This window comes from Halobaculum limi (genome assembly GCF_029490015.1).
GTDB classification, from domain to species: Archaea; Halobacteriota; Halobacteria; order Halobacteriales; family Haloferacaceae; genus Halobaculum; species Halobaculum limi.
In genome coordinates, this window is the sequence record NZ_CP120468.1 from 2,756,826 (window position 1) to 2,769,815 (window position 12,990).

Annotated in this window: 13 protein-coding genes; 8 read left to right on the top strand and 5 right to left on the bottom strand. The window is 68.7% G+C overall.

Features of this window, described 5'->3' with window-relative positions; genetic code table 11:
• Positions 1–30 precede the first annotated feature (30 nt).
• Entirely contained in the window at positions 31–954 is a 924-nt protein-coding gene (locus tag P0D77_RS14045) for a hypothetical protein (RefSeq protein ID WP_277553725.1), read from the top strand.
• 66 nt (positions 955–1,020) lie between these two features.
• Positions 1,021–1,989: a C-terminal binding protein gene (locus P0D77_RS14050; RefSeq protein ID WP_277553726.1), complete on the top strand. Its 969-nt coding sequence runs from the start codon at positions 1,021–1,023 to the stop codon at positions 1,987–1,989.
• Between the two features lie 22 nt (positions 1,990–2,011).
• On the opposite strand, the gene P0D77_RS14055 is transcribed toward P0D77_RS14050, so the two are convergent.
• Entirely contained in the window at positions 2,012–2,836 is an 825-nt protein-coding gene (locus P0D77_RS14055) for a DUF6663 family protein (RefSeq protein ID WP_277553727.1), read from the bottom strand.
• An 85-nt stretch (positions 2,837–2,921) separates the two neighbouring features.
• Here P0D77_RS14055 and P0D77_RS14060 point away from each other — a divergent pair, with 85 nt between their 5' ends.
• Positions 2,922–3,425 (top strand): phosphate-starvation-inducible PsiE family protein, encoded by a 504-nt coding sequence (locus tag P0D77_RS14060; protein ID WP_277553728.1) that lies wholly within the window; start codon positions 2,922–2,924, stop codon positions 3,423–3,425.
• 5 nt (positions 3,426–3,430) lie between these two features.
• Here P0D77_RS14060 and P0D77_RS14065 read toward each other — a convergent pair whose 3' ends face one another.
• Positions 3,431–4,861: a dihydrolipoyl dehydrogenase family protein gene (locus P0D77_RS14065; RefSeq protein ID WP_277553729.1), complete on the bottom strand. Its 1,431-nt coding sequence runs from the start codon at positions 4,859–4,861 to the stop codon at positions 3,431–3,433.
• Positions 4,862–4,963: 102 nt separating this feature from the next.
• Here P0D77_RS14065 and P0D77_RS14070 point away from each other — a divergent pair, with 102 nt between their 5' ends.
• Together P0D77_RS14070 and P0D77_RS14075 are read left to right on the top strand one after the other, a co-directional pair.
• The gene (locus P0D77_RS14070; RefSeq protein ID WP_432764814.1) at positions 4,964–5,716 is read left to right on the top strand and encodes a metallophosphoesterase; all 753 of its coding nucleotides are present in this window, start codon (positions 4,964–4,966) and stop codon (positions 5,714–5,716) included.
• Between the two features lie 42 nt (positions 5,717–5,758).
• Positions 5,759–5,977, top strand: coding sequence for a hypothetical protein (locus P0D77_RS14075; RefSeq protein WP_277553731.1), 219 nt, complete (start codon positions 5,759–5,761; stop codon positions 5,975–5,977).
• Here P0D77_RS14075 and P0D77_RS14080 read toward each other — a convergent pair whose 3' ends face one another.
• Both P0D77_RS14080 and P0D77_RS14085 read right to left on the bottom strand, forming a co-directional pair.
• Complete coding sequence (locus P0D77_RS14080) at positions 5,978–6,871, bottom strand: metal-sulfur cluster assembly factor (protein WP_277553732.1); 894 nt, start codon at positions 6,869–6,871, stop codon at positions 5,978–5,980.
• Positions 6,871–7,941, bottom strand: coding sequence for an amidohydrolase family protein (locus P0D77_RS14085; protein WP_277553733.1), 1,071 nt, complete (start codon positions 7,939–7,941; stop codon positions 6,871–6,873). The genes P0D77_RS14080 and P0D77_RS14085 overlap by 1 nt, the downstream gene beginning before the upstream one ends.
• 116 nt (positions 7,942–8,057) lie before the next feature.
• On the opposite strand from P0D77_RS14085, the gene P0D77_RS14090 reads away from it, so the two are divergent.
• Positions 8,058–9,098 carry an NAD(P)-dependent alcohol dehydrogenase gene (locus P0D77_RS14090; RefSeq protein WP_277553734.1) on the top strand — a complete coding sequence of 347 codons (1,041 nt, stop codon included), beginning with the start codon at positions 8,058–8,060 and terminating at the stop codon, positions 9,096–9,098.
• A gap of 79 nt (positions 9,099–9,177) precedes the next feature.
• On the top strand, positions 9,178–10,302 hold the full coding sequence (locus P0D77_RS14095; protein WP_277553735.1) for a thiamine pyrophosphate-dependent enzyme: 1,125 nt from the start codon (positions 9,178–9,180) through the stop codon (positions 10,300–10,302).
• A 39-nt stretch (positions 10,303–10,341) separates the two neighbouring features.
• On the opposite strand, the gene P0D77_RS14100 is transcribed toward P0D77_RS14095, so the two are convergent.
• Entirely contained in the window at positions 10,342–11,625 is a 1,284-nt protein-coding gene (locus P0D77_RS14100; protein WP_277553736.1) for an NAD(P)/FAD-dependent oxidoreductase, read from the bottom strand.
• A gap of 105 nt (positions 11,626–11,730) precedes the next feature.
• Between P0D77_RS14100 and P0D77_RS14105 the strand changes: the two genes are divergently transcribed.
• Complete coding sequence (locus tag P0D77_RS14105) at positions 11,731–12,918, top strand: threonine synthase (protein WP_277553737.1); 1,188 nt, start codon at positions 11,731–11,733, stop codon at positions 12,916–12,918.
• The last annotated feature ends 72 nt before the right edge of the window (positions 12,919–12,990 follow it).

Consider the following 12,990-nt stretch of genomic DNA (forward strand, 5'->3'; position numbering starts at 1 on the left):
AGGGGCCACGCCGAACCACGACGAGAGCGCGTGACGACGCCACCAACCCACGAGCGACCGGCGGAGACGGACAGACCGACTGACGATCGACCGGCCGAAGACCGACCGAGCGAACGGACAGCGTCGCGTCGCCGCGTCCTCGCCGGCGTCGGGGGCGCCCTGACCGCCAGCGTCGGAGGCTGTCTCGGGGGCGACGGCCGCGACGAGCGGTCGCAGCGTGAGTCGAACCGGCTTCCGGGAACCGTTCACAGGACGCAGTTTAGCCGCGTCGACGAGGAGGACGCCTATCGGTTGACGTTCCGCCGGTCCATCGGGGGCGAGTGGCAGACGATGCGTGTCGACGTGCCGACCGACAGATACCGCGCGGCGCGTGCAGACGAGCGAAGCCTCGCGGGGACGTTCGAGGCCGCCCTCGACGACGACACCGCGGGCGCCCTCGCCGAGTCGCTCGCGACCGCGATGGATGGGGCAGGGGTAACCGACCCCCTCGCCCGGTTCCGAGTCGCCGTCGAGTTCGTCCGGGCAATGCCGTACGTCACCGACGCAGACAGTACCGGCGAGGCTGGCTACCCCCGCTACGTCGTCGAGACCGTCGTCGACCACGAGGGCGACTGCGAGGACTACGCCGCGCTGGTAGCGGGCGTCCTCGCCGCGCCGCCGTTCGGCTACGACCCGGACCTACTCGTGTTGCCGGGTCACGCGGGGGTCGGCATCGACCCGGACGCACTCGACGGGAGCGGGTTCCCCACCGTCGCGGTCGGCGGTCGGGAGTACGTGTACGTCGACGCGACGTACGAGGTGCCGTTCGGTCGCCTGCCGGCAGACCACGACGACGGCGTCGTCGCGGCGCTCGTAGACGGCGCATGGAGCGTGGGCGACCCCGACGCGGTCGTCGCACACGTCGGCGCGACTGTCGGGGCCCACGACCCAGTCGAGGAACTTGGCAGCCAGTGATCGGGAGTTGGCCCGGCCGCTTTTGACCACGCCGTCCCACGATCGGAGTATGTGTGAGGTGATGCCGTGAGCGTCGAGGACCGACTGGTCGTCGTCGCAGACGACCCGAGATACGATGCCGACCGACTGCGCGAGGTACTCGGTTGCCGCGTCGAGACGGCCGACTGCTCGACGCCGGACGCCATCGAGGCCAACGCCGCCGACGCGGACGCCCTCGTGGTGAACGTCCACGCGACGGTTCCGGAGTCCGTCATCGAGTCGCTCGATCTGACCGTGCTCGCGCGGGGTGCGGTCGGTCTCGACGGAATCGACGTGGCGGCGGCCGCCGACAACGGCGTCCAAGTGGTCCACGTCCCGGAGTACTGTCTCGACGAGGTGGCCGACCACGCGGTTGGTCTGCTCACGTCGCTGGCGCGGGGCATCCCAGCGTACGCCGACCGCGCACGCGAGGCGTGGGACTGGCAGCCACCGTACCCCATCGAACGCCTCGCCGAGTGTACCGTCGGCGTCGTCTCGTTCGGCCCTATCGCACAGCGGTTCACCGACCTCATCACGCCGTCGGTCGACAACGTCGTCGTCCACGACCCGTACGTCGACGACGACGTGATCCACGACCACGGTGCGGAGTCGGTGTCGTTCGAGGCGCTGTGTCGACGCGCGGATCACCTGTCGGTTCACGCGCCGCTGACCGAGGATACCCGTGGAATGATCGACGCAGACACGTTCACCAGTCTGCCGACGCACGCGGTCGTCGTCAACACGGGGCGGGGTGGTGTCGTCGACGAGGACGACCTCCTCGCGGCGCTGGAGGACGGCGAAATTGCCGCGGCGGGGCTGGACGTCTTGGAGACGGAGCCACCGTCGTCGGACCACCCGCTGTTCGACCGGGACGATACGCTGGTGACCCCACACGCCGGGTGGTTCTCCGAGGCGGCGAAGCGCGACCTGAACGACGCACTCGCTCGCGACATCGCGCGGGCGTTCGGCGAGGACACGCCGAAGGGCCTCGTCGATCCGTCAGCAGACTGGCTGTGAGCGCGGCCGGCCGTCGACCCGCTCAGCAGTAGGTGTCGCGGACCGTCCGCGCGAGGAGGCCATCGACCGCGAAGGCGATGTAGACGGCGACGTAGCCGCCGCTCGCCGGCCGGAGGACGAACACTGCCCGCGGGTCGTCGTCTCCGAGGTCCTCGTTCACCCGGTCGACGAGCGGTTCCAGCGGCGTCGTCCCCGACTGGAACTCCCCCAGAAGGTCGCGTGCGCCCGCCTCGGCGAACACGTACAGCGCACCGTTGGGTTCGCCGTCGGTGTCGCGCGTGACGCGCGATCCCATCCCCTCGCCGTCGGCACGGGTCGACTCCCACGTCTCGCGGGCGGCCTCGAACATCGGGTCGACGCCGTCGACGAACCAGTACCTGCTCTCGCGGTCGACCGACAGCGACTCCACGCGAGCCAGCGGCGTCGATTCTTCGTCGGCGTCGTCGGCGTCGTCGGCGTCGGGCCACCGGAGACTCGCGGTGACGACGTATCCTGGCTCCAGCCGGGAGACGGCGTCGCCGGTGGCGGCGGCTTCGTCGGGGACCGCGACGCGAACCGGTTCGAACCCCTCGTCTGGTCCTGGACCCGGGCCGGGGTCGGGCGTGTCGAGGTCGACGAACACCAGTTCCTCCGGGCCGACGTCGAGGACGCGGTAGTGGCGGGGGCCGAGGGAGGCCGGTTCCGACGAGTCCGTCTCGGTTACTGGGTCGGGAGCGGTCGCCGACTCCGCCCTCCCGGCGTCCGCGGTGGCCGTCGACGCGCCGTCGTCGGACTCGGTCGCCTCCGCGACCCAGTCGTCGTCCGCGCCGTCGCTCCAGGGGTCGACTGAGTCGTCGCTGCCGTCCATATCAGTCGCGAGGAGGCGAGGAGACAAGCCCGTGTCGCTCCGCGACGGCCCATAGGGTTTTGGACCTGTCAACCGATCGTCTGGTGTGCAGATCGAAGACGCCGTCGAGCCCTCCGAACAGGGGATGAAACTGCTCGAAGTGGGGACGGCGTACTTCCTGATGGTGCTGTTCGCCATCGGCTTTCTGGACCTCCTGTTGGTGCTGTGGGAGCTCCTGAGAAGCGGGCAGTTCACCGACCCGAACCAGGTCATCGACATCATCGACACCGTCCTCGTCCTCCTCATCATCGTCGAGATACACCAGACGGTCGTCGCCTTCTCGCGCAACGAACCCGTCGTCCGCATCGTCATCAGCGCGGCGCTCATCGCCATCACGCGGAAGGTCATCTCCTTCCGTCCGGGCGAGTACCCCGACATCGAGAGCGCGTTCGTCGCCGCCGGAGCGTTCTCCATCCTCCTCGCGGTGCTCGTCGCAGCGTTCTTCGTCGTCCGTCAGACGGACGTCGACAGCCTCACCCCCGACTCGTTCACCAAGTCAGAGTCTGGAGACGCCGACCGGTCCACCGGTTCACTCGACAGCGACGACTGACCCGCTCACCCGTCGAGTCGACCGCTCGCGTCGCGGAACAGGCCGTCGAGTATCTCCGGTGTCGTCGGGTGGTACGCGCGGTCGGGCACCTCGCGCACGTCGGCACCTCGCTCGACGAGCACTTGCATCGTCTTCGCCATCACGTCGGCGTGAAGGTGGAAGCCGACGTAGCCGAGCACCGTCCCACCCTCGGCGTCGACGACGAGGCGGGCCCGCCCCCGTGCGGCGGCTTTCGTCTTGAACACGCCGTCGGAACTCGCCTCGCGTTCGACCTCGACCACCTCGTATCCCGCGTCACGAGCGGAGTCGGCGGTGTGGCCCACGCGAGCGTACGGGTACACCGCCGCGCCGGAGAACATCACCTCGTGAGTGATAGGGTCGTACTCCGCGAGGTCGTCGCCCGCGAGGTCCGCGAGGAGGTTCTCCGCTGCGAGGTGGCCCTGCTCTTTGGCGATGTGCAAGAGCGGCGTCCGACCGTTGGCGTCGCCGACGACGAACGTGTTCCCCGTGTCGTCGTCGACGGCACGCATCGTCGCGTCGACCCAGCCATCGCCCGGCGAGAGCGCCGTCGCGTCCAGGGCGAGACCGTCGACGTTCGGACGACGGCCGGTGAACAGAAACAGCGCGTCGGCGTCGACGCTCGCCCGGTCGTCATCGCGGTCGGTGTGGAGCCGGACACCGCCGTCAGCCGTCGTCTCGACCGACTCCTCGTACGTCTCGGAGAGTATCTCGATGTCGAACTCCTCCCGGTAGCAGTCGAGGAGGTCGTCACCGAAAGCGGCGGGCGCGTCGTCCAGCGGTCGCTCGTCGTGTTCGATCACGGTGAGGTCGACGCCCGCCTCCGCGAGGTACGCGACGAGTTCGATGCCGACGTAGCCGAATCCCATCACCACGCCCGAGTCGGGCAGGGTTCGTGCGTCGAGGACGTCCGCGCTGTCGTACCAGTCCACGTCGTCGATGCCGGGGAGGTCGGGAACGTTCAGCGTCGACCCGGTGGCGACGACGACGTAGTCGGGAGCGAGCGTCTCGCCACCGGACAGCGCCAGTTCGTGCGGACCGACGAATCGCGCCGTCTCGTGGCGAAACTCGACGCCAGCACCATCCGCGATGGAGTTGACTGCGGCGCGGCGGTGGGCCGCAAACGAGGTGACGTGTTCGTCCTTCCGGTCGACGACGCGGTCGAGGTCGAGGTCGGGAACGTCGCCGACGAGGCGGTCGTCGTGGCGGGCCTGATAGCGGTGGGCCGCCGCCGACAGCACCTCTTTCGAGGGCATACAGCCGCGGAGGATACAGAGGCCGCCGCCTGGTTCGCCGTCGTCGACGAGCGTGAGCCGATCGAGTGGCGCGTCGGGGTCCGCGGGGTCGGTATGGTCGGCGAGTCGCTCCGCGGCGGCGACGCCGGCGCTGCCGTACGCGCCGATGACTGCGACGTGCATGGCCCCCTCTCTCTCCTCCGACCCGAAGTAGTTACGCCCACCACTGCCGACGCCGACCGCCGCTGCAACAGGGCTATGTCCGGGCGGTCGATACGGTCGTGCGTGCTGAACACCGGCTTCCACGACCGCGGCGTCTACCTCCGAGACGCCGACACGCTCGTCGTCGCGGACCTCCACATCGGCCGCGCGGAGGCGTCCGACGTGGAGTATCCGCTGGGCGAGGCGGGCGACCTCACCGGGCGCGTCGAGGCGCTCTTGACGCGTTTCGAGCCGAGCGAGATGGTCCTCGCAGGCGACGTGCTCCACCGGTTCACCCACGCGTCGGTCGCGAGCGAGCGGTCGCTGGCGGGCGTCGTCGACGCCTGTCGCGACGCGGGAGCGCGACCCGTCCTCGTCCGCGGGAACCACGACACCGTCCTCGGCGACGTGTGGGACGGTGACGTCCACGACGCGTACGAACTTGACGCCCGCGTGCGCGGGTCGCCCGTCGTCGTCCGCCACGGACACGAGGCGCCGCCCGACGACGAGACTGCGGGGCTGTACGTCGTCGGTCACGATCACCCGACCATCTCCATCGAGGGGAGCAGACGCCCGTGTTTCCTGTACGCCGAGCGTGCGTATCGCGGCGCGGACGTGTTGATGCTCCCGGCGTTCTCCCGACTCGCCGCCGGTGTCGAGGTGAACGGAATGTACGCCCGCGACTTCCAGTCGCCGTTCGTCACCGACGCTGACGCACTCCGACCGATCCTCGCACGGTCGCAGACGGACGCCGCCAACGAGGACCACGACTCGGCAGCCGCTGTCGCCGACCCGCTGGAGTTCCCACCGCTTGGCGAGTTCCGTCGGTTGCTGTGAGGCGAGCAACGCTTTTGCCCTCGTGTGCGTCAAACGATAGCAATGGCCGCGATCAACGAGTGCCTCGGCTGCGGCGAGGAGTTCGACCACAGCGACGGGGAGTGCCCCGAGTGCGGGTGGAGCGCCGCCGACTTCGCCGGCCGCGGGCGCTACGGACTGGCGAAAGAGGGGCACGGCGAACCGGGGGACGAGGGCGACGGCGACCGCGGTGGGTCTTCGAGCGGGCCGCCGCCGGGACCCGACGGCCTGATCGGGTTCTGATCAGTCGGCGTCGGCGCGGTCCGATTCGTCGGGCACGACCGGGCCCCCCTCGCGCATCGACAGTGGGGGGCGGTCCGCTGCGTGGCGCGCGTCGTTGAGCGCGTCACACACCGTTCCTTGGCCACCCATGTTGACACCGGCGAGACGAGTTCGCTGTCTGACCAGTTCGAACTCGCCGGCGTCGATCGGTTCTCCCTCGGGCGTGCGGCACAGTTCTGGGTGGTCGTCATCGACGACTCCCGTCACGGCCGCTTTCTCGCGGTAGCGGACCAGCGGGTCTGCGTCGACGCGCACCGCGAGCGACCCATCTGGAACCCACACTGTGAGGCGGTCGTCGTCATCGTCGTCGCCGGTGGCGCCGAGAGGATCGCGGTCTGGCCACGCCACGTCGTCGTCGGTGAGCGCGACGATCTGATCGCCGGAGAGGCCGGCGTCGAGGAGCGCCCCGGTGGCGTCGTGTTGACGGGCGATCCGTGCCTTCCGGTCGAGTTCCGCCCGGACCGGCACCACGTCGCCGTCGGCGTCGGGGAACGCCTCGCCGAAGGGGAGGCCCTCGTTGATCCCGCGGTTGATCTCGCGTTCGTGCATGTGCTCGCGGAGGTCGATCTCTGCGCGGTCGACGCCCGGGAGCGACTCCACTTGGTCGCGAGCGTCGGCGGCCATCATCCAGGCGAACGCCGGGGAACACCACGCCGTCGGGAGCGTGAACGCGACGAACACCTCGCCGTCGTCGATCCTGATCTCCTCGACGTAGTCGAGTTCGACGATGGACGTGTCCAGTTCGGGGTCGGTGACGCGGTCGAGTCGCTCGCGGACCGCGTCGACGGTCGTCGACGCGGACGTCGACTCAGCCCGGGCGGACGACTCCCCTGAAGGCTGCGGGTCCGACGCCATCAGTCGTCCGCCGGCGTGGCACTCGTGCCGCCGGCGTAGTGGTCGCCGAGACCGAAGTCCTCGGTGACGCCGTCCGTTCGGAACTGCTCTTTCTTCGCCTCGATGTCGATGTCGTACAGTTCCGCGGCGTTCTCGCCGAGGATCTTCCGTTTGGTGTCGAGCCCGAACTCGACGCCGTACTCGTCTTTCTGCTCGTCGGTGAGTTCGGCGTCCATAAACGTCTCCACGAGCCAGTCGGGGTTCCACAGCGCGTAGTCCGACCCGAACAGCAGGCGGTCCTCACCGAGCCAGAACAGGAGTTCACCCATAATCTCGCCGAACTTCCGCGGGCGGTGGACCGCCAGCGGCGCGGCGACCGCGAGGCCGCCGTAGACGTTGGGTTCCTGCGCGGCGATCCAGCAGAAGTCGTCGAGTCGCGGCAGGCCGACGTGTTCGACGACGAAGTTCAGTTCGGGGAACGAGGTGGCCGCGTCGTCGACGTCGGCGACGTCGAAGGCGTCCCGGTTGAGCGGGCGGATGGTCGGCCCCTTGTGCGGGTGGATGTTCTCGATGCCGAGTTCCGAACACTTCTCCAAGAACTCGAACGACTCCTGTGAGTCGAGGCGCCACCCCTTCGAGTCGCCGTTCCACTCGGCGGTGTACAGTTTCACGCCCTGGATGTCGTACTCCTCCTTCTGTCGTTCGAGTTCCTCCATCCCCGCCTCGCCGTCACGCGGGTCGAACCGTCCGTTGAGGACGAACCGCTCGGGGTACCGCTGTGCGAGTTCGGCGTTGTCCTCGATGGTGTTGAAGCCGTCCGCGTAGAAGTCGCGGAGGTACGTCGGCTGGAAGATGCCCATGTCGACCGCGGCGTTGCCGAACAGGTCGTCAGCCATCCGATCGGCCCCGTACTTGCGGTACTCGTCGAGCCCCCACTGTTTGTCCTCGGGCGTGAACCCGGTGTGGTAGTCGTAGAAGCACTGGATGAACTGCTCACCACCCTCGTGTGTGATGTTCTCCTCGCTCGCGTCCCACAGGTGCAGGTGCGAGTCGATGACGAATATCTCCTCTCCCTCGTCTGTCACGTACATCTGTGATGTGTTACCACGGCTGACAGATAATAAACACCATAGTCGATTATGTGATACTTTGTATGTTCTTGTAACGATAGGAATTTTTATAAGTTCGGTGTGGTAGCAGTAACCACATGCGAGCAGCCAGACTCCACTCGTACACCGACGATATGGCGAACGCGCTCACCATCGACGACGTCGACCGGCCGACCGTCGAGGCGTCCGACGACGTCATCGTCGAGGTCGAGGGCGCGGGATGGTGCCAGACGGACAACCACATTATCGAGGGAATGTGGACCGACTACGTCCCGCAGGAACTCCCGCTCACACTCGGTCACGAGAACGCCGGCACCGTCGTCGAAGTCGGATCGGAGGTACAGACCGTCGGTGTGGGCGATAGCGTCATCTGCCATCCCGTGATGACGTGTGGCACCTGCCGGCCGTGTCGACAGGGCGAGGACATGTACTGCGAGAACGTCCGCTTCCCGGGCCTCACGCACGACGGCGGCTTCGCGGAGTTCCTCCACACGAACGAGCGAGCGGTCATCCCCCTCCCTAGCGATGTGGACACGACCGACATCGCGCCCCACGCCGACGCCGGCATCACCGCCTACCACGCGACCAAGAAGGCCGTCCGGGAACTGAACCCCGGCGACACCGCGGTGGTCATCGGCGTCGGCGGTCTCGGCCACATCGGCCTCCAGTGTCTCGACGCGATGAGCGCCGCCGACATCGTCGCCCTCGACCTGAAGGAGTCGGCCCGCCACCTCGCGATGGATCTGGGCGCCCACCACACCGTCGACCCCGGAACCGAGGACGTCGCGAGCGTCATCGCGGACCTCACCGACGACGTGGGCGCACAGCAAGTCCTTGACTTCGTCGGCGCCGACCAGACGACAGCGCTCGCGCCCGACATCGTCGCCGCTGGTGGCGACCACCACGTCATCGGCTACGGCGGGCACGTCCACCAACCGTCGCAGTCGCTCGTCGACGGCGAGTTCAGTTACAAGGGTACGCTCGTCGGGCGCTACACAGAACTGCAGGAACTCGTCGCTCTCGTCGACCGCGGCGAGGTCGAACTACGGACGAGTCGGTACGACCTCGCAGACATCAACACGGTCGCCGAGCGCCTCGAACACGGTGAAATCGAGGGGCGTGCGGTCATCACGCCGTAGTCTTTCGCCACTCTCAGCGCCGTCGCGGTCCCCTTGCCGCCGCCGCAATCACTTCGGTACTCGCGTGTGAGCCACGTCTATGAGCGACGCCGACGCCGAGACGAGCGAGACAGCCGTGGACCCGATGGGCGACGTGCGGCGCGTCCTCGGACCGGACGGCGCAGTCGTCGGTGACGTGCCCGACCTGTCCGACGAGCGCCTACTCACCATCTACCGCGATATGGTGACCGCACGCCGTTTCGACGAGCGAGCGGTCAGCCTCCAGCGACAGGGGCGCATCGGCACGTACTCCGCCATCGAGGGACAGGAGGCCAGTTCCGTCGCCGCAACCCACGCCCTGCGCGATGACGACCCCGTCTTCTACCAGTACCGCGAACACGGCGCGGTCATCGCCCGCGGCTTCCCTGCGGAGTACCTCGCCTACTGGATGGGCCACGAGTCGGGCACGGCGGGCCTCGCCGACATCGACGTGTTCCCACTGAACATCGGCATCGCTGCGCACCTCCCGCACGCCGTCGGCGCGGCGATGGCGTTCGACTACCGCGACGAAGACCGGATCACGTGCGCCCACTTCGGGGACGGGGCCACCTCGGAGGGCGACTTCCACGAGGCGCTCAACTTCGCCGGGGTGTTCGACACGCCGAGCGTGTTCGTCTGTCACAACAACCAGTGGGCCATCTCCATCCCGCGCGAGGATCAGACCGCGAGTCCGACGCTCGCGCAGAAGGCCGAGGCGTACGGCTTCGAGGGCGTCCGCGTCGACGGAATGGACCCGCTGGCGGTGTACGCTGCAGTCGAGGAGGCCGCCCAGCAGGCCCGCAACGGCACCGACGACAGCCTCCGCCCCACACTCATCGAGACGGTCGAGTACCGCTTCGGCGCGCACACGACCGCCGACGACCCGAGCGCCTACCGCGACGACGCTGACGGCGACCCGTGGCGGGCGTGGGACCCGCTTCCGCGAATGGAGGCGTTCCTCCGGAAACAGGGACTCGCGGACGACGACCGCATCGAGGCAATTCGCGAGGAGGCGAACGACCGCGTCGCCGCCGTCATCGACGAGGCGGAACGCTTCGAGGGTGACCCCGCCGATATGTTCGCGGACGTGTACGCCGAGACGCCCGCGGAACTGGAGCGCCAACGGGAGTCGTTGCTCGCGGCAGTCGAGCGACACGGGAAGGACGCGTTCTTGCGCGAGGAGTAGCGGCGCTTGCGAGTGGAGGACCGCTGACTGCTCGCCCGCCTACCGCTCTGCCAACAGCGTCTCGGCGGCGACGCGCCCGCTCTCCATCGCGCCCTGAATTGACGACCACTCAGTGTAGTCGCCCGCGAGGTACACCGCTCCAGCGGGGTCGGCCGCGTCGGGGAGCGTCTCGTGGACGCCCGGCGGTTGCGCGAACTGCGCGAACTCGATTCGGTCGGTGTGGATCGGTTCGAGGCCGCCGAAACTGCGTTCGGGATACCACGATTCGAGCGCCGCCTGCGCGTCGCTCGCGAGGTCGTCAGCGTCGCGGAATCGGGCGTCGTCGCCGAGGAACGTCGCACACAGCAACTGGTGGCCGTCGGGGGCGTACTCCGGCGCGACGTCGGTCAGCGGGACGACCACGTTCGGCGATTGGTCGTCGGCGTTGAGCAGGATCTTCTTGCCCGTCTCGACGGGCGTCGCGTCCGGCAGGCGGTAGTACTGGGTCGTCGAGGGAACCCCGTCGGTCGGGATCGCGTCGACCCCCGTGAGGTCGCGGGCTGCCTTCGGGTCGGTGGCGACGATGGCGGCGTCGGCCTCGACCGCCCGGTCGGTCGTCTCGACGGTGACGCCGTCGCCCGCAGGGTCGACGCCCTCGACGCCCTCGCCCGTGACGACGGTCGCGCCCGCGGCCTCGGCGCTGGCGCGAAGTTGCTCGGATATCGCGCCCATCCCGCCTGCAGGCACACCGATCTGGCCGTTCGAGAGCGCGCGGAAGGTGTACGCGAAGACGTGTTTCGACGTGGACAGCGAGCGGTCGAGCGTGATGCCGCCGTAGAAGGGGGCGACGAAGTTCTCGATGTACTTCCCAGAGAAGCCCCAGTCGCGGAGGTACTCGCGGATGCTGGTGTCGCTGCCGGAGAAGAACCACGACTCCGACCGCTGGGACAGGTCCTGGCGAAGCGCCAACGTGCGGAGTTTGTCCGTCGTCGTCACCCGACGGTTGAACACGGATTCCACGAGCGCACGCGGGTCACGAAGCGGGTCCGAGAGAACGCTCCGCGTCCCCTCGTCGCCCGAGCAGATGACCGCGCCGGGGCGAAAGCGCCGCAGGTCGAGTTCACCCACGTCGAGTTCCCGCTTGACGGCGGGGTAACCCGTGAACAACACCTGAAATCCCCGGTCGAGGGTGAATCCGTCGCGCTCGCGCGAGCGGACGCGACCACCGACCTCGGGTCGACGCTCGTAGACGGTGACGTCCGCGCCCGCGTCTGCGAGGTGGCGGGCGGCGACGAGACCCGCCAGTCCCGCGCCCGCGACGACGACGTTCGGCGTATCCGACATACCCGCGCTTGGGACGGGTGACACAAAGGCGTACCCGGTCGCGTCTTGCGACCCCATCGACCGGAACCAGCACATCCTTGCGCCGCCGGTTCCAACGGGAGACGAATGCAGACGACGGACGCGTTCGACGGACTGGCGTGTACCGACTGCGGAGAGTCGTTCGGCGTCGACGAACACGGACGCTGCCCCGACTGCGGCGGGACGCTCTCGCCGCAGTACGATCTGGACGCGGTCGACGCCGAGGCGTTCGGCGGCGACGATGCCCCCGGACAGTACCGCTTCGGCGCGCTCTTGCCGTTCCCTGCGTCGACGGCGCTCACGGCCGGCGAGGGAGACACACCGCTCGTGCGAACCGACCGCCTCGCCGAGGAACTGGGCGTCGCCGCGGCGTACGTGAAAGACGAGGGGCGCAACCCGACAGGCACGTTCGTCGACCGCGGGATGAGCCTCGCCGTCACCGCCGCGGCCGACCGGGAGATGGAACCGCTGGCGTTGGCGGCCGCCGGCAACGCCGGGCAGTCGGCCGCCGCCTACGCCGGGCGGGCAGACCTGCGGTCGTACTCGTTTGTCCCCTCGCGGACAGCGTTCTCGAACAAGGCGATGGTAAACGTCCACGGCGGCGAGATGCGCGTCGTCGGCGGACGCTACGGCGACGCCGCCGCCGCGGTCGACGAGCAACTGGCTACCGACTACCACTCGTTGCAGGAGTTTACGACGCCGTACCGTCACGACGGCGCGAAGACGCTCGCGTACGAACTGCTCGACGCGACCGACGCAGCGGAGTCGACACTTCCCGACGCCGTCGTCGTTCCCGCGAGCACGGGCGAACTCGTCGTCGGCGTCGTCGAAGGTCTGCAAGACCTCGCCGAGTTGGGCCTCGCTGACGAGGTGCCCGACGTGTACGCCGTGCAGGCCGCCGGCTGTGCGCCCATCGCGACCGCTCACGAGTCGGGTGCGGACTCGGTCGAGGCGTGGGTCGGCCCCGACACCATCGTCGGCGAGGTGGAGATCGAGGACCCGGCGGGCGGCGACCTCGCGGTGTCGGCGCTGCGGGCGGTCGACGGCGACAGCCTCACCGTCGAGGACGACGACGCCCTCGAGAGCGCAGTGACGGTCGCACAGACGGAAGTCATCGAAGTCGGTGGCGCGGGCGGTGTTGCGCTCGCGGGCGCGTGGCGACTCGCGGAGGCCGACGCCTTCGGCGAGGACGACGAGGTCGTCGTCGTCAACCCCGACTCCGGGGTGAAGACACCTGACGTCCTCCGGAGCCACCTGATGGGCAAAGGGATCTGAGTCGGAGACTCGCCCGCCGGGTCCGGATTCCGACTGCAATTTGAGCCGGTGACTATATCCGTTAGACGAGTC

What these genes read in the sequence shown, in the direction of transcription:
- P0D77_RS14055 (WP_277553727.1), bottom strand. Translation starts at nt 2,836, where the DNA reads ATGGACGGCAGCGACGACTCAGTCGACCCCTGGAGCGACGGCGCGGAC.
- P0D77_RS14065 (WP_277553729.1), bottom strand. Translation starts at nt 4,861, where the DNA reads ATGCACGTCGCAGTCATCGGCGCGTACGGCAGCGCCGGCGTCGCCGCC.
- P0D77_RS14075 (WP_277553731.1), top strand. Translation starts at nt 5,759, where the DNA reads ATGGCCGCGATCAACGAGTGCCTCGGCTGCGGCGAGGAGTTCGACCAC.
- P0D77_RS14080 (WP_277553732.1), bottom strand. Translation starts at nt 6,871, where the DNA reads ATGGCGTCGGACCCGCAGCCTTCAGGGGAGTCGTCCGCCCGGGCTGAG.
- P0D77_RS14085 (WP_277553733.1), bottom strand. Translation starts at nt 7,941, where the DNA reads ATGTACGTGACAGACGAGGGAGAGGAGATATTCGTCATCGACTCGCAC.
- P0D77_RS14090 (WP_277553734.1), top strand. Translation starts at nt 8,058, where the DNA reads ATGCGAGCAGCCAGACTCCACTCGTACACCGACGATATGGCGAACGCG.
- P0D77_RS14095 (WP_277553735.1), top strand. Translation starts at nt 9,178, where the DNA reads ATGAGCGACGCCGACGCCGAGACGAGCGAGACAGCCGTGGACCCGATG.
- P0D77_RS14100 (WP_277553736.1), bottom strand. Translation starts at nt 11,625, where the DNA reads ATGTCGGATACGCCGAACGTCGTCGTCGCGGGCGCGGGACTGGCGGGT.
- P0D77_RS14105 (WP_277553737.1), top strand. Translation starts at nt 11,731, where the DNA reads ATGCAGACGACGGACGCGTTCGACGGACTGGCGTGTACCGACTGCGGA.